Annotated in this window: 18 protein-coding genes; 15 read left to right on the plus strand and 3 right to left on the minus strand. The window is 62.3% G+C overall.

Annotated elements, in window-relative coordinates:
* Positions 1-12: 12 nt before the first annotated feature.
* From ubiU to ACIPQ1_RS11345, 4 genes are read left to right on the plus strand one after another with little or no spacing between them, the layout of a single operon-like run.
* On the plus strand, positions 13-1,008 hold the full coding sequence (ubiU, locus tag ACIPQ1_RS11330) for a ubiquinone anaerobic biosynthesis protein UbiU (protein WP_053119545.1): 996 nt from the start codon (positions 13-15) through the stop codon (positions 1,006-1,008).
* Positions 1,009-1,019: 11 nt separating this feature from the next.
* Positions 1,020-1,910: a U32 family peptidase gene (locus ACIPQ1_RS11335; RefSeq protein ID WP_446534116.1), complete on the plus strand. Its 891-nt coding sequence runs from the start codon at positions 1,020-1,022 to the stop codon at positions 1,908-1,910.
* A complete protein-coding gene (ubiT, locus tag ACIPQ1_RS11340) occupies positions 1,904-2,374 on the plus strand; it encodes a ubiquinone anaerobic biosynthesis accessory factor UbiT (RefSeq protein ID WP_092347921.1) in 471 nt (156 codons plus the stop codon). The genes ACIPQ1_RS11335 and ubiT overlap by 7 nt, the downstream gene beginning before the upstream one ends.
* On the plus strand, positions 2,374-2,739 hold the full coding sequence (locus ACIPQ1_RS11345; protein ID WP_186705778.1) for a putative zinc-binding protein: 366 nt from the start codon (positions 2,374-2,376) through the stop codon (positions 2,737-2,739). The genes ubiT and ACIPQ1_RS11345 overlap by 1 nt, the downstream gene beginning before the upstream one ends.
* A 420-nt stretch (positions 2,740-3,159) precedes the next feature.
* On the opposite strand, the gene ACIPQ1_RS11350 is transcribed toward ACIPQ1_RS11345, so the two are convergent.
* From ACIPQ1_RS11350 to ACIPQ1_RS11360, 3 genes are all read right to left on the minus strand, one after another.
* Positions 3,160-3,837 carry a Crp/Fnr family transcriptional regulator gene (locus ACIPQ1_RS11350; RefSeq protein ID WP_186705779.1) on the minus strand — a complete coding sequence of 226 codons (678 nt, stop codon included), beginning with the start codon at positions 3,835-3,837 and terminating at the stop codon, positions 3,160-3,162.
* A 271-nt stretch (positions 3,838-4,108) separates the two neighbouring features.
* Complete coding sequence (narL, locus tag ACIPQ1_RS11355; RefSeq protein WP_060742094.1) at positions 4,109-4,756, minus strand: two-component system response regulator NarL; 648 nt, start codon at positions 4,754-4,756, stop codon at positions 4,109-4,111.
* The gene (locus ACIPQ1_RS11360) at positions 4,753-6,552 is read right to left on the minus strand and encodes a HAMP domain-containing protein (protein ID WP_250965381.1); all 1,800 of its coding nucleotides are present in this window, start codon (positions 6,550-6,552) and stop codon (positions 4,753-4,755) included. The genes narL and ACIPQ1_RS11360 overlap by 4 nt, the downstream gene beginning before the upstream one ends.
* A gap of 308 nt (positions 6,553-6,860) precedes the next feature.
* On the opposite strand from ACIPQ1_RS11360, the gene ACIPQ1_RS11365 reads away from it, so the two are divergent.
* The 11 genes from ACIPQ1_RS11365 (at position 6,861) to ACIPQ1_RS11415 (ending at position 21,647) form a co-directional block, all read left to right on the plus strand.
* The gene (locus tag ACIPQ1_RS11365) at positions 6,861-8,162 is read left to right on the plus strand and encodes an MFS transporter (RefSeq protein WP_186705782.1); all 1,302 of its coding nucleotides are present in this window, start codon (positions 6,861-6,863) and stop codon (positions 8,160-8,162) included.
* Entirely contained in the window at positions 8,140-9,537 is a 1,398-nt protein-coding gene (locus ACIPQ1_RS11370) for a NarK family nitrate/nitrite MFS transporter (protein WP_411384530.1), read from the plus strand. The genes ACIPQ1_RS11365 and ACIPQ1_RS11370 overlap by 23 nt, the downstream gene beginning before the upstream one ends.
* A gap of 65 nt (positions 9,538-9,602) precedes the next feature.
* Positions 9,603-13,376 carry a nitrate reductase subunit alpha gene (locus tag ACIPQ1_RS11375; RefSeq protein WP_446534117.1) on the plus strand — a complete coding sequence of 1,258 codons (3,774 nt, stop codon included), beginning with the start codon at positions 9,603-9,605 and terminating at the stop codon, positions 13,374-13,376.
* A gap of 1 nt (position 13,377) precedes the next feature.
* A complete protein-coding gene (narH, locus tag ACIPQ1_RS11380; RefSeq protein ID WP_045155823.1) occupies positions 13,378-14,916 on the plus strand; it encodes a nitrate reductase subunit beta in 1,539 nt (512 codons plus the stop codon).
* 2 nt (positions 14,917-14,918) lie between these two features.
* Positions 14,919-15,674, plus strand: a complete 756-nt coding sequence (narJ, locus tag ACIPQ1_RS11385; RefSeq protein ID WP_186705786.1) for a nitrate reductase molybdenum cofactor assembly chaperone — start codon at positions 14,919-14,921, stop codon at positions 15,672-15,674.
* Complete coding sequence (gene narI, locus ACIPQ1_RS11390) at positions 15,667-16,347, plus strand: respiratory nitrate reductase subunit gamma (RefSeq protein WP_446534118.1); 681 nt, start codon at positions 15,667-15,669, stop codon at positions 16,345-16,347. Before narJ ends, narI begins: the two co-directional genes overlap by 8 nt.
* 10 nt (positions 16,348-16,357) lie before the next feature.
* The gene (locus ACIPQ1_RS11395; protein WP_446534119.1) at positions 16,358-17,311 is read left to right on the plus strand and encodes a peptidylprolyl isomerase; all 954 of its coding nucleotides are present in this window, start codon (positions 16,358-16,360) and stop codon (positions 17,309-17,311) included.
* Positions 17,312-17,336: 25 nt separating this feature from the next.
* A complete protein-coding gene (gene moaA / locus ACIPQ1_RS11400; RefSeq protein ID WP_250965387.1) occupies positions 17,337-18,329 on the plus strand; it encodes a GTP 3',8-cyclase MoaA in 993 nt (330 codons plus the stop codon).
* A 417-nt stretch (positions 18,330-18,746) separates the two neighbouring features.
* Positions 18,747-20,762: a ribonucleoside triphosphate reductase gene (locus ACIPQ1_RS11405; protein ID WP_411384534.1), complete on the plus strand. Its 2,016-nt coding sequence runs from the start codon at positions 18,747-18,749 to the stop codon at positions 20,760-20,762.
* A gap of 31 nt (positions 20,763-20,793) precedes the next feature.
* Entirely contained in the window at positions 20,794-20,955 is a 162-nt protein-coding gene (gene nrdD, locus ACIPQ1_RS11410; RefSeq protein ID WP_030137643.1) for an anaerobic ribonucleoside-triphosphate reductase, read from the plus strand.
* Positions 20,952-21,647, plus strand: a complete 696-nt coding sequence (locus tag ACIPQ1_RS11415; RefSeq protein WP_250965389.1) for an anaerobic ribonucleoside-triphosphate reductase activating protein — start codon at positions 20,952-20,954, stop codon at positions 21,645-21,647. Before nrdD ends, ACIPQ1_RS11415 begins: the two co-directional genes overlap by 4 nt.

The following is a 21,647-nucleotide window of genomic DNA, read 5'->3' on the forward strand; positions in this document are numbered from 1 at the left end:
GAGGTTGCCCCCATGCAACTGGTTTGCCCGGCAGGGAATCTGCCTGCCCTCAAAGCGGCGGTGCGCCAAGGCGCCGATGCCGTCTATGTCGGCTTTCGCGATGACACCAATGCCCGGCATTTCGCCGGGCTGAACATGGACGACAAGCAGTTCGACGCGGCCGTCGCGCATATCCGCCAGCACCAACGCAAGCTCTACGTGGCGGTCAATACCTACCCGCAACCCAAGGGCTGGGAGCGCTGGCAACGGGCCGTGGACCGTGCCGCCGATTTCGGCGTGGATGCCCTGATCGCCGCCGATCCCGGCGTGCTCAGCTACGCCAGCCAGCGCCATCCTCGGTTGGCGCTGCACCTTTCCGTACAAGGCTCGGCCACACACGCAGCCGCCCTGGCTTTTTACGCCCAGCGCTACGACATCCGCCGTGCGGTACTGCCGCGGGTGCTGTCCCTGGCCCAGGTGCGGCAGGTGGCGGCGGGCAGCCCAGTGCCGATCGAAGTCTTCGGTTTCGGCAGCCTGTGCATCATGGCCGAGGGCCGTTGTCATTTGTCTTCCTACATCACCGGCGAATCGCCGAACCTGTGCGGCGTCTGTTCGCCCGCCAAGGCCGTACGCTGGAGCGAAGACGCCCAAGGCTTGAGCGCACGCTTGAGCGAAGTGCTGATCGACCGCTACACCCCTGAAGAACCGGCCGGTTATCCGACCCTGTGCAAAGGCCGCTTCCTGGTCGGCGGCAAGCGTTTCCACGCCCTGGAAGAACCCACCAGCCTCGACACCCTCGACCTGCTGCCGGAACTGACGGCCATCGGCGTCGAAGCGGTGAAGATCGAAGGCCGCCAACGCAGCCCGGCCTACGTCGAGCAAGTGACCCGGGTCTGGCGCGCCGCACTGGATGCCCACCAGGCCGCGCCGCAACGGTTCCGCGTGCGGGAAGAATGGCGCCAGGTGTTGGCCGGTTTGTCCGAAGGCAGCCAGACCACCCTGGGTGCCTACCATCGATCATGGCAATGAGGGGAGGCCAGATGAAACTCAGCCTAGGACCGGTCCTGTTTTACTGGGACAAAGCGCAACTGGGGAATTTCTATGCCGAGATGTCGGCATTGCCGCTGGACGTGATTTACCTGGGGGAAACCGTGTGTTCGAAACGCCGGGCGTTCTCCCTGGATCAGTGGCTGGGGTTGGCGCGCGAGCTGCAGGCGTGCAGCCAGGCACAGATTGTGTTGTCGAGCCTGACGCTGATCGAAGCGGCCTCGGAGCTTTCTTCGCTGCGACGCCTGTGTGACAACGGCCAATTGTTGGTGGAAGCCAACGACATGGGCGCGGTGCAGTTCATGGCCGAACGCAAGCTGCCTTTCGTTGGCGGCCCGGCGCTGAACTTGTACAACGGCCACGCCCTGGGGCAATTGCTCGACAGCGGCATGATCCGCTGGGTGCCGCCCGTGGAGTGCTCGGCGGCGCTGATCGGCGACGTGCTGGAGCAAGTGCGGGACATGGGCCGCGAAGTGCCTGAAGTGGAGATTTTTTCCTATGGTCATCTGCCCTTGGCTTACTCGGCGCGCTGCTTTACCGCCCGGGCCGAGAACCGGCCCAAGGACGACTGCCAGTTCTGCTGCATCAACTACCCCGACGGCCTGGCGTTGAGCAGCCAGGAAGGCCAACAGTTGTTCACCCTCAACGGTATCCAGACGATGTCCGGCGAGGTCACGAACCTGCTGGCCGATTACACCGCGCTGCAGGCCTGTGGTGCCGACGTCCTGCGCCTGAGCCCGCGCGCCCAAGGCATGGCCGAGGTGGTCACGGCTTTCGACAAGGTTCGCCAGGGCGAAGCACCGCCGTTGTTCGTGGAAGGATGCAATGGTTATTGGCACGGCCATGCCGGCATGTTGAAGGTAGAGGAGGCGGGCCTGTGTTGAGTCCGAAGAAGTGGGTGCTCAAAGGTGCTGATCGCTTGCTGCCGCTGGTGGGCAAGGTGCCGTTCGTGGTGCAGCGACTGGCGTTGCAGCAGGCGCTCAATCGCTGCCTGGCCGAGCCGTTGCGCGACGGTGGTTTCGATGTACTGCGTGGGCGCTGGTTGTGCCTGCGGGTGCCTGACCTGAAGTTGTGTTGGTACCTGACCCTGGCCCGGGATGGATTGCGCATCGCCGAACGGGCCGAGGCCCAGGTCACCATCAGCGGCAACTGGCGTGAGTTCCTGTTGCTGGCCAGCCGTCAGGAGGATCCGGATACGTTGTTCTTTCGTCGTCGGTTGGTGATCGAGGGGGACACCGAGTTGGGGCTGGCGTTGAAGAACTTGATCGACAGTCTTGATCCGGAGGTGTTGCCGCCGTGGCTTTGGCGCAATCTGGAGCGGGCGGGGAAGGGGTTGGCGGCGGTCTGATGAAAGCTTCGAACGCGCTTCCCTTGGTGTATTCGTGTTCCGGTTGTTCCAATGTGGCGCAACTGGCCAATACCGTTGCGCTGCGGCTGGATCGTGCGGGGCTGGCTGAGATGTCCTGCATTGTCGGGGTGGGCGGGGGTGTGGCGCCGCTGGTTGACAAGGCGCGCTCAGGGCGGCGGATCATTGCGTTGGATGGTTGTTCGTTGCAGTGCGTCCGGGCGTGTTTGCGGCAGCATGAATTGCTGGCGGATGTGCATGTGATTCTGAGTCAGCTGGGGTTGCGGAAGCGGTTTGGGGTGGACTGCGGTGAGCCCGAGATGGAACTGGTATTTTCTCGGGTGATTGCCTTGATTGATGTGGGTTAGAGATGGATCCCCTGTGGGAGCGAGCTTGCTCGCGAAGAGGCCGGCGCATCCAACCTCTTCACTGACTGAACCACCGCTATCGCGAGCAAGCTCGCTCCCACATTCGGTCTTCAGTGGCCCCAGAATTTATATCCAACACAGAACCCCTGTGGGAGCGAGCTTGCTCGCGAAGGGGCCGGCACATCCAACATCTTCATTGACTGAACCACCGCTATCGCGAGCAAGCTCGCTCCCACATTCGGTCTTCAGTGAGCACAAAATTTATATCCAACACAGAACCCCTGTGGGAGCGAGCTTGCTCGCGAAGAGGCCGGCGCATCCAACCTCTTCACTGACTGAACCACCGCTATCGCGAGCAAGCTTTGCTCCCACAGATGTTGATGGGTGTACGACCGGAAGAAACGGATATACACACCGAGCTTACTGCTGATAAGCCTCCAAATCACCTTCGGACAAGATACGAATCTGCCGCCGCTCCATGGCAATCAACCCCCCATCCACCAACCGATGAAGAATCCGCGAAAACGTCTCCGGCTGGATCCCCAGCTTCGAAGCCACCAGCCGCTTGGACACTTGCAACACCACCTGGCCATCCCTTGGATCCCGCTCCTGCAACAGGAAATTGATCACCCGCCGACTGGCACTGGCCAAGGTCAAGTTATCGATATCCTTGAGCCGCTGGTGTAAATGAATACTCATGCTCGCCAGGATCGCCAGGCAGACCTTGGGCTGGTCCTCCAGGGCCTTGCGATAATGCGTGCCCTCGATACTCACCAGCACGCTGTCCTTGATCGCTGACGCACTGACCGGATAGCAACGGGCCTGGCTGAACAGCAGGGCCTCGGCGAAGGTCTGCCCGGGCTGGATGATCTCCACCAGGTTTTCCTGGCCCTCGCCGGTGACCCGGAACAGCTTGATCTGGCCACTGACCAGCAAGAAAAATCGTTTGGCCGGATCGCCCTGGTGCATGAGTGTGCTGTTGCAGGCCAGGCGCTTGAGCACGGCCAGGTTGCAGACGTCCTCGAATACCCGCTCCGGCAATTGGCTGAACAGGTGATGACGACGCAACAGTAAAACGATGGAAGGGTGGGTCAGCATGGCGTACCTCCGCGTGCCGTCATGGTAGAGCCCAACTCGCAGTCGGCCTATGCCTCGGCAGGCCTACCTCGGAAGAGGGATGGGATTTGATTGCTGGCGCAAATCCCGTGGCGAGGGAGCTTGCTCCCGCTGGGTTGCGTAGCAACCCCAAAAAGACTGAATGCGATCGACCTGATCCACCTCAGCGGCTGAACCAGGGGCTGCTGCGCAGCCCAGCGGGAGCAAGCTCCCTCGCCACGGGTTGTGTGTTAATTCATGGGTTCCAGGGGGCTCAGCCGGCCCCGCGCAAATGCTCCATCGCCCACACCGCCGCTTCCACCCGCGAACGCAAGCCGAGCTTGTGCAGCAGGTTCTTCACATGGACCTTGACCGTGCCCTCGGTGATGCCCAGCTTGTGGCCGATGACCTTGTTGCTGTAGCCGCCGGCGATGGTCTTGAGGACCTGGCGTTCGCGTTCGGTCAGCTCCACGTCGGCCTGGCGCGGTGGCGAGCGCAGGGCCTGGGCCATGACGCGGGTCAGGCCGGGGCTGATCACCAGGGCTCCGTTGAGGGCGTCGCGGATGTACTGGATCAGCAACTCCGGTTCCATGTCCTTGAGCAAGTAGCCGTTGGCGTCCAGGCGCAGGGCATCGCGGATGTCGTCCTCGGCATCGGACACGGTGAACAGCAGCACCTTGCCGGTGTAGTGCATGGCGCGCAGGCGGCGCAGGGTCTCGATGCCGTTCATCTGCGGCATGTTGTTGTCCAGCAACACCAGGTCGGGCTGGAGCGGTTCGATCAGGCTCAGGGCTTCTTCGCCGTGGCTGGCTTCGCCGACGATCTGCAAATCGTCTTCGAGCTCAAGCATCTGGCGGATCCCGCGACGCATCATCGGGTGATCGTCGACCAGGAGCAGGGTGTGGCGCAGGGGGGCGTTCATGTTGCGAGGCCTTCGGTGGGGTGACCCAGGAATTCCGGTTGGAAATGCACCTGGATACGGGTGCCCTGGGGTGTACGTGAATGAATCTGCAGTTGGCCGTGCAGGCTGCGGGCCCGTTCGTTCATGATGTTCAGGCCATGGTGCTCGCGCTGGTCGACCTCGCCACTGAAACCACGGCCATCGTCTTCGATCGACAACCGCACGGTCTCGCCTTCCTGGCGCAGTTCGAGCCAGGCGTTTTCGGCATGGGCATGGCGCAGGCAGTTGGACAGGGCCTCGCGGGTGATCTGCAGGATGTGGATCTGTTCGCTGGCCGACAGCTCGAAGGCCAGGGTGTCGATGAACAGGTGCACCTGGAAATCCCCGCGGTTGGAGAATTCCTCGGCGGTGTCCTTGAGTTCCTGGACCAGGCCGTCATCACGGATCTGCAGGCGGAAGGTGGTGAGCAGCTCACGTAATTGCCGATAAGCGTTGTTCAGCCCCTCGCGCAGCTCGCCGGTGACAGTCTCCAGGGTCTGCACCGGTTCGCCGCGACGCATCAGGGTCTGCATGCGGCTGACTTGCAGCTTCATGTACGACAAGGCCTGGGCCAGGGAGTCGTGCAGCTCCCGGGCGATGATCGTGCGCTCGTCGAGCAGCAGCAGGCGATGGTCCTGTTCGCGCTGGCGCTTGAGGGACAGCGAGGTGCCGATCAGGTTGGCCAGGGCCTGGACCAACGCGGTTTCCCAGGGTTGCGCCGCGTGGCCATCGACGAAATGCGCCTTGAGCTCACCCAGTTCGGTGCCCTGGTTGCTGATGCTGAAGGCCTGTGGGCGCGCGGCGTTGTGTTTGTGGCAACTGGCGCAATCGCTGCTGGCGCAAACCTGGCGGCTGGCGGCGCCGTGCAAGGCCAGCAGGTGCTTGGCCGGGGCCTGCAATTGCCCTTGCAGGCACAACGTCAGGCGCAGGCCGGGCAGGCGCTGCTGGAAGCGCCGGATCAACTCATCCAGGCCTTCGGCATTGGCCTGGCGCGTCGCCAGGCTGCGACTGCTCTGATAGAGCAATTCGAGGGCGGCGTTGGCCTGTTGCAGGTTCAAAGTCTTTTGTTGCACCTGGGCTTCGAGGGTGCGGTGGGACTGCTCGATGGTCTCGGCCATGGTGTTGAAACTGGTCGCCAACTGGCCCAGTTCATCCTCGGACTGATGGTTGACCCGCACCTGGAATTCGCCACGACGAAAGCGCTGGGTGGCGTCCACCAGTTCCTGCAAGGGCGTGACCACGCCGTACTGCAACTCATACAGGCCGATCAGCAGGATGATCATGGTGCTGAACAGTGCGATGCCCTGGATCGCCTGCTGCCAGCCTTGTTTGTGTTCGCTCTGGCGTTGCAGCAGGGTGACGAACTGGTCCAGCTGCTCAACGAAAGCGCTGGCGCTGCTTTGGAAAAACGCTGAATCGCCACGTTCGATGGCCGGACGCAAGGTCTGGTTCCAACGCTGCATGAGGTCGCGATAGCTCTTGTGCAGGGAGGTTTCCGGCCCGTCTTCCAACACGGCGCGCAGGGCCGGGCTGTCGAGGCGTTGTTGCAGGCTGGCGATGATCGCCGGGATGTCGTCGTTGGCCCCAGCCGCCAGTTTCCAGCTCAGGTGGTAGGTTTCCATGCGCACGGAACCGGCGGTGTTGATGGCGGCAGCGTCGCCCTGGCTGAACCAGGCGATCAAGCCGGCGCTCAGGGAACTGGCCAGGGCCAGGATGGCGATCAGGATCACCGCCAGCCCGGCGCGAGCGGGCAGGGAACTGCGCAGCCAACGCATCATTGACGCGGGCCTGCGGGGAAAAACGTTGAAGCGAGCATAGCGGGCGCCCTGGACCTGGGGGTGTAGCAGCCGATCCTGGGCGCACTACCTCTAAAGAGTTGTCGGCCGTTCCGTTTCCATAAAAGCTTCGGCCAACGTCATCAAGATATTGATAAACAAAGGGTTTCATCGATATCCAGGACTACCTCCTTGGAGGTAGACGGGCCAAGCATAGGCCTGTACCGCCCCGGGGCACGTTGACCCAGGTCAAGTTTTCGCAGGGTTCGTATCACTAGGCTGCGCTCATCGAACTGACGGAGTGCCTCGTAATGCGAGCACAAGTGCAACAAGGGCTGGTACTAGGGATGAGTACCCTGGCCTTCACCGTGTGCTTCATGGTCTGGATGATGTTTGCCGTGCTCGGCGTTCCGATCAAGGAATTGCTGGCCCTCAACGAAACCCAATTTGGCCTGTTGGCTGCGACGCCGGTACTCACCGGTTCTCTGGTACGTTTGCCCCTGGGGCTTCTGACCGACCGCTTTGGCGGACGGATCGTGTTCTTCCTGCTGATGCTCGCCTGCGTGTTGCCGCTGTACCTGATCACCCTCGCCACGGCCTATTGGCAGTTCCTGGTGCTGGGCCTGTTCGTCGGCCTGGCCGGCGGCTCGTTCTCGGTGGGCATCGCCTACGTCGCCAAATGGTTCGATAAGCAGAACCAGGGTTTTGCCATGGGCGTGTTCGGCGCCGGCAATGCCGGTGCGGCGGTGACCAAGTTTCTCGCCCCGGCGCTGATCGCCTTCGGCACCTGGCACCTGGTGCCGAAGGTGTTCAGCGCGATCCTGTTCATCACCGCGCTGCTGTTCTGGTTTCTCACCGCCGAGAAGAAAGAACATCGCAGTGCCGGCGGCGCCACGCTGCGTGAGCAACTCAAGTCACTGAAAGATCCTGCGGTGTGGCGCTACTGCCAGTACTACTCGATCGTGTTCGGCGGCTACGTGGCCCTGGCGTTGTGGATGACCAAGTACTACGTGCAGGAATACGGCTTCAGCCTGCAAAGCGCGGCGCTGCTGGCGGCGTGTTTCTCCCTGCCCGGTGGCGTGCTGCGGGCCGTCGGCGGCTGGATGTCCGACCGTTGGGGCGCCCAGAGCGTGACCTGGTGGGTGCTGTGGGTGAGTTGGATCTGCCTGTTCCTGCTGTCCTATCCGCAAACCCAGCTGCAAGTGCAAACCGTCAACGGCATCGTTGATTTTCACATCGGCCTCAATGCCACGCTGTTCACCGTGCTGCTGTTCGTGATGGGCATCGCCTTCGCGTTCGGCAAGGCCTCGGTCTTCAAGTACATCGCCAACGACTACCCGCAGAACATGGGCGCGGTGTCCGGCATCGTCGGCCTGGCCGGCGGCCTGGGTGGTTTCGTGCTGCCGATCATGTTTGGCGCCCTGGTGGACCTCACCGGTGTGCGCTCGTCCTGCTTCATGTTGCTGTACGGCGTGGTCTGGGTCTCGTTGATCTGGATGTACCTGAGCGAAGTGCGCAAGCGCCCGCTGCTGGGTAAACAACCCCCGGCCAGCCAATCCCCGTTTTCCAGCATTGCCCAAGGAGAAGAACATGTCCGTTCTGCAAACGCCTGAAAAGGGCCCGGTCATTCATGACTGGCGCCCGGAAGACCCGGCCTTCTGGGGCCGCAGCGGCAAACAGACCGCCCGGCGCAACCTGTGGATCTCCATTCCTGCGCTGCTGTTGGCCTTCGCCGTGTGGATGGTCTGGAGCACGGTGATCGTGCGCCTGAACGCCATCGGCTTCAGCTTCAGCACCGACCAGCTGTTCTGGCTGGCGGCGCTGCCGGGGCTGTCTGGCGCGACCTTGCGCATCTTCTACTCGTTCATGGTGCCGATCTTCGGTGGCCGTCGCTGGACCGCGCTGAGCACCGCGTCGTTGCTGATACCGGCCTTGTGGATGGGCTTCGCCGTGCAGGATTCGGCCACGCCTTATAGCGTGTTCGTGCTGATCGCGTTGCTCTGCGGTTTTGGTGGCGGCAACTTCGCCTCGAGCATGTCCAACATCAGCTTCTTCTACCCGAAATCCCAACAGGGCACCGCCCTGGGCCTGAACGCCGGGCTGGGTAACCTGGGTGTGTCGGTGATGCAGTTCAGCGTGCCGCTGGTGATTTCCTTCGGTGTGTTCGGCTTCATGGGCGGCCAACCCCAAGTGCTGGCCGATGGCAGCTCGCTGTGGTTGCAGAACGCCGGTTTCATCTGGGTGCCGTTCATCCTCGCTGTGACCCTGATTGCCTGGTTCGGCATGAACGACCTGTCCAGCGCCCGGGCTTCGTTCAGCGAACAGGCGGTGATCTTCAAGCGCAAGCACAACTGGCTGATGTGCTGGCTGTACTTGGCGACCTTCGGCTCCTTCATCGGTTTCTCCGCCGCGTTCCCGCTGCTGATCAAGACCTCATTCCCGGAAGTCATCGCCCTGAAATTCGCCTTCCTTGGCCCGCTGGTAGGCGCCTTGGTACGGCCGCTGGGCGGCTGGCTGGCGGACAAGCTCGGCGGTGCGAAAGTCACCCTGTGGAACTTCGTGTTGATGATCGTGATGGTGTTCGGCGTCTTGCACTTTCTGCCTGAGGGCGGCGAGGGCGGCAGCTTCTACGGCTTCCTGGGCATGTTCATGTTGCTGTTCATCACCACCGGCGTGGGCAACGGTTCGACCTTCCGCATGATCCCGGTGATCTTCCGCACCCTGCATGAGAAAGCCGCCCTGGGCAAAAAGCCCGAGCAGCGCGAGCAGGCCCTGAAGAATGCCGGCAAGGAATCGGCCGCGGTGCTGGGCTTCAGCTCGGCCATGGGCGCCTTCGGAGCCTTCTTCATCCCCAAATCCTTCGGCACTTCGATGGCCCTGACCGGCGGCCCGGAGATGGCCTTCTACATGTTCGTCGGCTTCTACCTGAGCTGCATCGTGGTGACCTGGTGGTGGTACGCCCGCAAAGGCGCGGCGACTCCCTGCTAAGACGAATTCAACTATTGCGTGGGCGGGGCGCAGACCCCGCGGAGCAAGCCTGAGAGGAAGACATTGTGAGTCATTTACTGGATCAACTGCGGTTCTTCAACCGCAAGCAAGGCGAGTTTTCAGACGGCCATGGCGAGACCCGCAAGGAGTCCCGCGACTGGGAAAACGTCTACCGTTCCCGCTGGCAGTACGACAAGATCGTGCGTTCCACCCATGGGGTGAACTGCACCGGTTCGTGCTCGTGGAAAATCTACGTCAAGAACGGCCTGATCACCTGGGAAACCCAGCAGACCGACTACCCGCGCACTCGCAACGACTTACCTAACCACGAGCCACGCGGTTGCCCTCGTGGCGCGAGCTACAGCTGGTACATCTACAGTGCCAATCGGCTCAAGTACCCGAAGATCCGCAAGCCATTGCTCAAGCTGTGGCGCGAAGCCCGGCAGACCTTGCCGCCGGTGGAGGCGTGGGCCAGCATCGTCGAGAACAAGGCCAAGGCCGACTCGTACAAGAGCAAGCGCGGCATGGGCGGCTTCATTCGTTCCAACTGGGAGGAAGTCAACGAGATCATTGCCGCGGCCAACGTCTACACCGTCAAGGAACACGGCCCGGACCGGGTGGTGGGCTTCTCGCCGATCCCGGCGATGTCGATGGTCAGCTACGCCGCCGGCTCGCGCTACCTGTCGCTGATCGGTGGCGTGTGCCTGAGCTTCTACGACTGGTACTGCGACTTGCCACCGGCCTCGCCGATGGTCTGGGGCGAGCAGACCGACGTGCCGGAATCGGCCGACTGGTACAACTCCAACTACATCATTGCCTGGGGCTCCAACGTCCCGCAGACCCGTACCCCCGACGCGCACTTCTTCACCGAGGTGCGCTACAAGGGCACCAAGACCGTGGCGATCACCCCGGACTATTCGGAAGTCGCCAAGCTCACCGACCTGTGGCTCAACCCCAAGCAGGGCACCGACGCCGCGCTGGCCCAGGCCTTTAACCATGTGATCTTCAAAGAATTCCACCTGGACAAGCCGAGCGCCTATTTCACCGAATACGCCAAGCGCTACACCGACCTGCCGGTGCTGGTGATGCTCAAGCCGATGCTCGGCGCAGCGCCGGGCGCCGGTTACCAGCCGGACCGTTTCCTGCGGGCCAGCGACCTGACCGACAACCTCGGCCAGGACAACAACCCGGAATGGAAAACTATCGCCCTGGATGCCGCCGGCGAACTGGTGTCGCCACAAGGCTCCATCGGTTATCGCTGGGGTGAGAAGGGCAAGTGGAACATCCTGCCCCGTGAAGGCGGTGAGGGACGTGAGATCGACCTCAAGCTGAGCTTGATCGGCGGCGATGTCGCCGAGGTGGCGTTCCCGTACTTCGCTGGCGAAGCCCAGGAGTACTTCCAGCACGTGGCCGGCGACGCGGTGCAGTTCCGGCGGGTGCCGGTGCACAGCGTGGTGCTGGCCGATGGCAGCGTGGCGAAAGTCGCCACGGTGTTCGACCTGTCGGCGGCCAACCTGGCGATCGACCGTGGCCTGGGCGGCGCCAACGTTGCCAAGGACTATGACGACGCCTCGGTGCCCGGCACCCCGGCCTGGCAGGAGCAGATCACCGGTGTGAGCCGCGAGAAGGCGATCCAGATCGCCCGTGAGTTCGCCGATAACGCCGACAAGACCCGTGGACGCTCGATGATCATCGTCGGGGCGGCGATGAACCACTGGTACCACATGGACATGAACTACCGCGGGCTGATCAACATGCTCATGCTCTGCGGTTGCGTCGGCCAGACCGGCGGCGGCTGGGCCCACTACGTTGGCCAGGAAAAACTCCGTCCGCAATGCGGCTGGCTGCCCCTGGCCTTTGGCCTGGACTGGAACCGTCCGCCACGGCAGATGAACGGCACCAGCTTCTTCTACGGCCACAGTTCGCAATGGCGCCACGAGAAGATGAGCATGCACGATGTGCTCTCGCCCTTGGCGGACAAGTCGCAGTTCCCCGAGCATGCCCTGGACTACAACATCCGCGCCGAACGCGCCGGTTGGTTGCCCAGCGCGCCACAGCTCAACACCAACCCGCTGCACATCTGCCGTGATGCCGCGGCGGCGGGCCTTGATCCGAAGGACTACGTGGTCAAGTCGCTGCAGGACGGTTCACTGCGTTTTGCCTGCGAGCAACCGGACAGCCCGGTGAACTTCCCGCGCAACATGTTCATCTGGCGTTCCAACCTGCTCGGGTCTTCGGGCAAGGGCCACGAGTACATGCTCAAGTACCTGCTCGGTACCAAGAACGGCGTGATGAACGAAGACATCGGCCATAGCACCGAGTGCAAGCCCACCGAAGCCGAATGGGTCGACGAGGGCGCCATTGGCAAGCTCGACCTGGTGACCACCCTGGACTTCCGCATGTCCTCGACCTGCGTGTATTCCGACATCGTCTTGCCGACCGCCACCTGGTACGAAAAAGACGACATGAACACCTCGGACATGCACCCGTTCATCCATCCGCTGTCCGCAGCCATCGATCCGGCCTGGGAATCACGTTCGGACTGGGAAATCTACAAAGGCATCGCCAAGGCGTTCTCGGCCATGTCGGTCGGTCACCTCGGCGTCGAGAAAGACCTGGTCACCGTACCGTTGATGCACGACAGCGTCGGCGAACTGGCCCAGCCGTTTGGCGGCACCGACTGGAAGAGCGCCGGCGTGGCCCCGCAACCGGGCAAGAATGCGCCAAACCTGCACGTGGTCGAGCGCGACTACCCGAACATCTACAAGCAGTTCACCTCCCTGGGCCCGATGCTGGAAAAACTCGGCAACGGCGGCAAGGGCATCAACTGGAACACCGACACCGAAGTGAAATTCCTCGGTGAGTTGAACCACAAGGAAGTCGACGCCGGCATCAGCCAAGGCCGGCCAAAAATCGACAGCGCCATCGACGCCGCCGAAGTGATCCTGTCCCTGGCCCCGGAAACCAACGGCCATGTCGCGGTGAAAGCCTGGGCGGCGCTGTCGGAATTCACCGGCATCGACCACAGCCACCTGGCGGTGTCGAAGGAGCATGAGGCGATTCGCTTCCGCGACATCCAGGCCCAGCCACGCAAGATCATTTCCAGCCCGACCTGGTCCGGCCTGGAAGACGACCACGTGAGCTACAACGCCGGCTACACCAACGTCCATGAGTCGATCCCATGGCGCACCATCACCGGTCGCCAGCAGTTCTACCAGGATCACCCGTGGATGCAGGCGTTCGGCGAGCAACTGATGAGTTATCGGCCGCCGGTCAACACCCGCACCATCGAAGGCGTGAAGGGCAAGCGCAGCAATGGCGAGACCGAGATCGTCCTGAACTGGATTACCCCGCACCAGAAGTGGGGCATCCACAGCACCTACAGCGACAACCTGTTGATGCTCACCTTGAGCCGTGGCGGACCGATTGTCTGGCTCTCGGAGATCGACGCCAAGCGCGCCGGGATCGAGGACAACGACTGGATCGAATGCTTCAACGCCAACGGCGCGCTGACCGCCCGGGCGGTGGTCAGCCAACGGGTCAAGGAAGGGATGGTGATGATGTATCACGCCCAGGAACGGATCGTGAACGTGCCGGGTTCGGAAACCACCAAGACCCGTGGCGGCCACCACAACTCGGTGACCCGCGTGGTGCTCAAGCCTACCCACATGATCGGCGGCTACGCCCAACAGGCCTACGGCTTCAACTATTACGGCACGGTCGGTTGCAACCGCGACGAATTCGTCGTGGTGCGCAAGATGGTCAAGGTCGATTGGCTCGACGGTTCCAGTGGCGATGATTTGCCGCGTCCACTGCCGACTGATATCGAGGAGAACTGAGATGAAGATTCGCTCACAAATCGGCATGGTCCTGAACCTGGACAAATGCATCGGCTGCCACACTTGCTCGATTACCTGCAAGAACGTCTGGACCAGCCGTGAAGGCATGGAATACGCCTGGTTCAACAACGTCGAATCCAAGCCGGGCATCGGCTATCCCAAGGAATGGGAGAACCAGGACAAGTGGAAGGGCGGCTGGGTGCGCAACGCCGACGGCTCGATCAACCCGCGCATCGGCGGCAAGTTCCGCGTGTTGGCAAACATCTTTGCCAACCCGGACCTGCCGAGCCTGGACGATTACTACGAACCGTTCGACTTCGACTACCAGCACCTGCACACCGCACCGCTGGGCGAGCACCAACCCACCGCGCGCCCACGCTCGGTGGTGTCCGGCAAACGCATGGAGAAGATCGAGTGGGGCCCGAACTGGGAGGAAATCCTCGGCACCGAGTTCGCCAAGCGGCGCAAGGACAAGAACTTCGACAAGATCCAGGCGGACATCTACGGCGAGTACGAAAACACCTTCATGATGTACCTGCCGCGCCTGTGTGAGCACTGCCTGAACCCGGCGTGTGCGGCATCGTGCCCGAGCGGTGCGATCTACAAGCGCGAGGAGGACGGCATCGTCCTCATCGACCAGGAGAAATGCCGCGGCTGGCGCATGTGCATCAGCGGCTGCCCGTACAAGAAGATCTACTTCAACTGGAAGAGCGGCAAGTCGGAAAAATGCATCTTCTGCTACCCGCGCATCGAAGCTGGGATGCCGACCGTTTGCGCCGAAACCTGCGTCGGCCGGATTCGCTACCTCGGTGTGCTGCTGTATGACGCCGACCGCATCAGCGAAGTGGCGAGCACCGCCAACGAGCAGGACCTGTACGAGAAGCAACTGGAGATCTTCCTCGACCCGAACGACCCGGCGGTGATTCGCCAGGCCCTGGCCGATGGCGTGCCGCAGTCGGTGATCGATTCGGCCCAACGTTCGCCGGTCTACAAAATGGCCGTGGACTGGAAACTCGCACTGCCGCTGCACCCGGAATACCGCACCTTGCCGATGGTCTGGTACGTGCCGCCACTGTCGCCGATCCAGAACGCGGCCGCCGCCGGCACCGTGGGCATGAACGGGGTGATCCCGGACGTCGACAGCCTGCGGATCCCGCTGCGCTACCTGGCCAACATGCTCACCGCTGGCGACGAGAAACCGGTCAAGCATGCGCTGAAACGCTTGCTGGCGATGCGCGCCTACAAACGGGCCGAGCAGGTCGACGGCGTGCAGGACCTGCAAGTGCTGGCTGACGTCGGCCTGAGCGTGAACCAGGTGGAAGAGATGTACCGCTACCTGGCCATCGCCAACTACGAAGACCGTTTCGTGGTGCCGAGTGCCCACCGCGAAGACGCCATGAGCGACGCGTTCGCCGAGCGCTCCGGTTGTGGTTTCAGCTTTGGCAGCGGTTGCAGCGGCAGCTCCGACACCAACATGTTCGGTGGCAAGAAAGCCAACCGCCGCGACGTGATCAAGACCGTACAGTTGTGGGAGGAGTGAGCATGCGCATTCTCAAGGTGATTTCGTTGCTGCTCGATTACCCGACCGAGACCCTGGTGGCCGGTCGCGACGAGCTGGAGCAGGCGATCGTGCAGGCGCGGGAAATCAGTCCCGCCCAGCGTGCCGGGTTGTTCGAGTTGCTGGAGCTGGTCTGCGGCCAGGACCTGATGGATGGCCAGGAGCACTACGGTGCGCTGTTCGGCCGCGGTCGTTCACTGTCGCTGCTACTGTTCGAACACGTCCATGGCGAGTCCCGTGACCGGGGCCAGGCCATGGTCGACATGATGGCCCAGTACGAAGAAGCCGGGTTCGCCATCGGCGTCAAGGAACTGCCCGACTACATCCCGCTGTACCTGGAGTTTCTCTCCACCCGCGAAGACTTGGAGGCCCGCGAGGGCCTGGCCGATGTGGCGCACCTGCTGGCCTTGCTCGCGGCGCGCCTGGAGGAGCGTGAAAGCGCCTACGCCAGTTGCTTTCGGGCGCTGCTGCAGATCGCCGGGACAGAACCCCAGGCGGCCGTGGCCGAGATGCTCGAACAAGTGAAGGCCGAGCATCGGGATGACTCCCTCGAAGCCCTGGACAAAGTCTGGGAGGAAGAGGCCGTGGATTTCATGAAGGCCGAGCAGCAGGACCGCTGCAGTTCGATGCCAAGCGCGCCGGGCAAGGCCCGGGACGAAAGTGCAGTGCCGCTGCACTGGGTGGATTTTCAGCATGAAGGGCGGGCCGCAGCGCCTGCCGGGGAGGTGGGCAATGTCTAAATGGGATCTGTTGTTGTTCGGGGTCTACCCCTATGTCGCTTTGGCGATTTGCCTGCTCGGCAGTTGGGCTCGCTTTGATCTGTCCCAGTACACCTGGAAGGCCGGTTCGAGCCAGATGCTGAACAAGCGCGGCATGCGCGTGGCCAGCAACCTGTTTCACATCGGTGTGCTGTTCGTGCTGGCCGGGCATTTCGTCGGCCTGCTGACGCCTTCGGCGGTGTATCACCACTTCCTGAGCACCGAAAACAAGCAGTTGCTGGCGATGGTTTCCGGCGGTTTCTTCGGCGTGCTTGGCTTGATCGGTTTGCTGATGCTGCTCAACCGGCGCCTGACCGACCCACGGGTGCGCGCCATCTCCAATGTGTCGGACATCTTGGTGCTGGTGGTACTGCTGGTGCAGCTGGTGTTGGGGCTGATGACCATCGTCGCATCCACCGCCCATATGGACGGCTCGGTGATGGTGATGCTGGCCGACTGGGCCCAGAACACCGTGCTGTTGCGCCCGGTTGAAGCCGCGACCTCGATCGCGCCGGTGGGTCTGGTCTACAAGCTCCACGTGGTGCTGGGCCTGACCCTGTTCGTGTTGTTCCCGTTCACCCGTCTGGTCCACATCGTCAGTGCGCCGGTCTGGTACCTGGGGCGTCGTTATCAAATCGTTCGGCAGAAGTTCTGAGGAGAAGATCATGGCGAGTGGATGCGGATGTGGCGGTGGTAGCGGGGGCGGTGGTTGCGGTTCCTCGGCAAAAGTGCCGCCGGTGGTGGATGTGGAGCCGGTTGGGGCGGTGCAGTTCGAGCCGGCCCAGGTGGGGCCGGTGGCGGAGGATGAAGCGCCACAGCTGATCGCCAGCAGTGAGCAGGAGTGGCCGATCATCAGCGTCAACGGGGTGTCGATCGCCCCGCAGGCGATGGCCCAGGAACTTCAATATCACCCGGCCGAAAGCCGTGAAGAGGCGGTCTACCAGTCCGCTCGGGCGCTGGTGATTCGCGAATTGCTCCAGCAGCGCATTGCTGAACTGGGTTTGGCGTTGCAGGTCGGTGCCGGTGAGAACGAAGAAGAAGCGGCGACGCGGCTGTTGCTGGAACGCGAGGTGCAGGTGCCGCAGTGCGACGAGGCCACCTGCCTGCGCTATTACGAAAGCAACCGCGCGCGTTTCCACAGCGCGCCGTTGCTGGCGGTGCGGCACATCCTGCTCGAATGTGCGCCGGACGATGCCGAGGCCCGCAGCCTGGCCCATGTCCAGGCCGAGCTGCTGCTGGAGCGGTTGGACCAGTTCCCGGGCAGCTTCGCCGAGCTGGCACTGAAGTATTCGGCGTGTCCGTCCAAGGAGCAGGGCGGCTCCTTGGGGCAGATCAGCAAGGGCCAGACCGTGCCGGAGCTGGAGCGCCAGTTGTTCACCCTGCCGGCGGGCCTGGCCAGCAAACCGCTGGAAAGCCGTTATGGCTGGCATGTGGTCAGCATCGACCAGCGCATCGATGGCCAACCATTGCCGTATGAGGCGGTGGCGACGGCGATTCGTACCCAGTTGCAGCAGGGCGTTTGGCAAAAGGCGCTGGTGCAGTACCTGCAAACCCTGATCGGTGCGGCGGATATTCGCGGCATTCACCTTCAGGGCGCCGACTCGCCGCTGGTGCAGTGAGCACGGGCTCAATCGGGAGATCTTCATGAACGCGGTGTTGCAGGACGGGTTTGGGCGCCAGATCGATTATTTGCGGATGTCGGTGACCGATCGTTGTGATTTTCGTTGTGTGTATTGCATGGCGAAAAACATGACCTTCCTGCCGCGTCAGCAAGTGTTGACCCTGGAGGAATTGCAGCGCCTGGCGCGGCTGTTCGTCGGCCTGGGGGTAAAGAAAATCCGCCTGACCGGTGGCGAGCCGCTGATCCGTCCGGGCATTGTCGGGCTGTGTCGCGACATCGCGGCATTGCCCGGCCTGCGGGAACTGGTGATGACCAGCAACGGCTCGCAGCTGGGACGATTGGCCCAGCCCCTGGTGGACGCTGGGGTCAAGCGCATGAACATCAGCCTCGACAGCCTGGACGGTGAGCGCTTTCGGGCGATCACCCGTAACGGTGACCTGGACCGGGTGCTGGCCGGTATCGACGCGGCGAAGGTCGCCGGGTTCGAGCGGATCAAGCTCAACTGCGTGGTGATGAAGGGGCGCAACTTCGATGAAGTCCCGGCGTTGGTGCAGTACGCCATCGATCAACGCATCGACATCAGTTTCATCGAAGAAATGCCCTTGGGCGAGGTGGGCCGTTCCCGAGGCGAGTCGTTCTGTTCCAGCGATGAGGTGCGGGCCGAGATAGCCCGTCATCATCGTTTGCTCGACAGCGCCGAGAGCAGCGGCGGACCGGCGCGCTATGTGCGCCTGGCGCATCATCCGCAGACCCGCATCGGTTTCATTTCGCCCAACACCCATAACTTCTGCGCCAGTTGCAATCGCGTGCGCATGACCGTCGAAGGGCGCTTGCTGCTGTGCCTCGGGCAAGAGGATTCCTTGGACCTGCGGGGCTTGCTGCGGCGTTATCCGCTGGAGGATCAGCCGATCATTCAGTCGATCAAACAGGCACTCAAGGGCAAGCCCTTGCAGCATGACTTCAGCCCTGGCGGGGAAGTACAGATCGTGCGGTTCATGAATATGAGCGGTGGTTAGCAGAAGGGGGGCTGTTATGAATAGAAATCCCACAGTTACCCCGAAACTCCTGTGGGAGCGGGCTTGCTCGCGAAGGCGGTGGGTCAGCTTGCATGGATGTTGAATGTGCTGGCCTCTTCGCGAGCAAGCCCGCTCCCACAGGGGGATTTGCAGTCACTCCGAAACCAATGTGGGAGCGAGCTTGCTCGCGATGACGGCGGTCCAGCCAACATTGATGTCAACTGATCCACCGCTATCGCGAGCAAGCTCGCTCCCACAGGAGATTTTTGGTGCCCGTAAAATGACCTTTCAAGGCTGATGGCAGTCGCTCCCGATTCTTGATGCCGATCAATTGCAACTCTGCCTTTTGTCCGTACTCTCCACCGCATATTGTGTTTATAGATCTAAAAAAACCTATATGTAGTATTTGGAGACAAAATGCAGAGCACGTTGATCTCAGTAGGCTGTAACCGCTTGCACAAGCGCGATGGCAGTGTGGTCGCCTTTGATGCGGACAAGATCCGCCAGGCATTGATCGCCGCTGGCAAGGCCACCGGCGAATACGCCGAAGCCGAGGCCGAAGGCTTGCTTGAGGCGGTATTGGCGCGGTTGGAAGGGCAGACGCGGTTAAACGTCGAGCAGATCCAGGACCGGGTCGAACGTGTGCTGATGGACGCCGGGTACTTCCTGTCCATGCGCGCCTACATCGTCTACCGCGAGCAGCATGGACGCCTGCGTCGGGATCGCCGCACGCTGGTGGAAGTCGCCACGTCGATGAACGAATACCTGGATCGCGAAGACTGGCGCGTGCAGGCCAACGCCAACCAGGGGTATTCCCTCGGCGGGCTGATTCTCAACGTTTCGGGCAAGGTCACCGCCAACTACTGGCTCGACGAAGTCTACAGCCAGGCCATAGGCGAGGCGCACCGTGAGGCTGACCTGCATATCCATGACCTGGACATGCTCGCTGGCTACTGTGCCGGCTGGTCCTTGCGCACCCTGTTGCACGAAGGCCTCAACGGCGTGCCAGGGCGGGTCGAGGCTGGGCCGCCCAAGCACTTGAGCAGTGCCCTGGGCCAGATGGTGAATTTCCTCGGCACCCTGCAAAACGAATGGGCCGGCGCCCAGGCGTTCAGCTCGTTCGACACCTACCTGGCGCCCTATGTGCGCAAGGACCAGCTCAGCTACGACGAGGTCCGCCAGTCGTTGCAGGAGTTCATCTACAACCTCAACGTACCGTCGCGCTGGGGCACGCAAACCCCGTTCACCAACCTGACATTCGACTGGGTCTGTCCCCAGGACCTGCGTGAGCAGATCCCGATCATCGGCGGCGAAGAAATGCCGTTCGCCTACGGTGACCTGCAAGCGGAAATGGAGTTGATCAACCGCGCCTACATCGAAGTGATGCAGGCCGGCGATGCGAAAGGCCGGGTCTTCACTTTCCCGATTCCGACCTACAACATCACTCACGACTTCCCGTGGGACAGCGAGAACGCCGACCGGTTGTTCGAAATGACCGCCCGCTACGGCTTGCCGTATTTCCAGAACTTCCTCAACTCGGACATGCAACCCAACCAGGTGCGCTCGATGTGCTGCCGCCTGCAACTGGACGTGCGCGAGCTGCTCAAGCGCGGTGGCGGCTTGTTCGGCTCTGCGGAGCAGACCGGCTCCCTGGGCGTGGTGACGATCAACTGCGCGCGCCTGGGCTACCTGTACAAAGGCAACACCAGTGGTTTGCTGCAACGCATCGATACCCTGATGGAACTGGCGAAAGAGAGCCTGGAGGTCAAGCGCAAGGTCATCCAGCATCACATGGATGCTGGTTTGTATCCCTACACCAAGCGTTACCTCGGCACCTTGCGCAATCACTTTTCCACCATCGGCGTGAATGGCCTGCACGAAATGCTGCGCAATTTCACCGATGACCAGGAGGGCCTGCACACCGAACAGGGCCGGGCCTTCGCGCTGAAACTGCTGGATCACGTGCGGGCCACATTGCTGCGTTTCCAGGAGGAAACCGGTCACCTCTACAACCTCGAGGCCACGCCCGCCGAAGGCACCACGTACCGCTTCGCCAAGGAAGACCTCAAGCGTTACCCGGATATCTTGCAGGCCGGCAGCCCGGTTGCGCCGTACTACACCAACTCCTCGCAACTGCCGGTGGGCTTCACCGAGGATCCGTTCGAAGCCCTGGAGCTGCAAGACGAACTGCAATGCAAATACACCGGCGGCACCGTGTTGCACCTGTACATGGCCGAGCAGATTTCCTCCACCCAGGCCTGCAAGCAACTGGTGCGCAAGGCCCTGGGACGTTTCCGCCTGCCGTACCTGACCATCACGCCGACCTTTTCCATCTGCCCGGTGCACGGCTACCTGGCTGGCGAACACGAGTTCTGCCCGAAATGCGACGAGGCCTTGCTGCTGCAACAGCAGTTGGCAGGCAGCGTTCACTGATCCGATCCATCGACCGTTAGGAGCTTTATCCATGAGCGCAGTACAAACGATTCCACAGGCACAGCGTCAACGTTGCGAAGTCTGGACCCGAGTGATGGGTTATCACCGCCCGGTGGCGGCCTTCAACCCGGGCAAGCAGTCCGAGCACCGCGAGCGGGTGCACTTCACCGAACGCGCGGCCGGGCGTCCATGAGTCGAGTACTACGGGTCGGGGGCATGGTGCCCCTGACCACCCTCGATTACCCGGGCCAACTGGCCTGCGTGCTGTTTTGCCAGGGGTGTGCCTGGCGTTGTCGTTATTGCCATAACCCGCAACTGATCCCGCCCCGCGGTAGCGAGGAGGTGGATTGGTGCCGGGTGTTGGCGTTCCTGCAACGCCGCCAGGATCTGCTCGACGCCGTGGTGTTCAGCGGCGGCGAGCCAACTTTGCAGGACGGCCTGGGGCCGGCCATGGAAGAAGTGCGGCAGATGGGTTTTCGCATCGGCCTGCACAGCGCTGGCATCAAGCCGGCAGCCTTCGCCAAGGTGGTTGGGCAAGCCGATTGGGTGGGCTTCGACGTCAAGGCCTTGCCCGAAGATGCCCTGGACGTGACCCGGGTCGAAGGCAGCGGCGCCGCCAACTGGCGCAGTCTTGATCATTTGCTGGACAGCGGCGTGGATTATGAATGTCGCACGACCGTGCACTGGCATTTGTTCGACCCCGAACGGTTGCTGACCCTGGCCCGGCGGCTGAACGAGCGTGGCGTCAGCCGCTTTGCCGTGCAACTGGTGCGCACTGCCCGGATGCTTGATCCCCATCTTTCCAGCGTCTCGGCGCAGGCCTTGCAGCCTGAGCTGTGGGCGTCGATGCGCGAGCTGTTTCCTTCATTTGTGTTGCGCAGTTGA

Source organism: Pseudomonas sp. LARHCG127 (genome assembly GCF_052871455.1).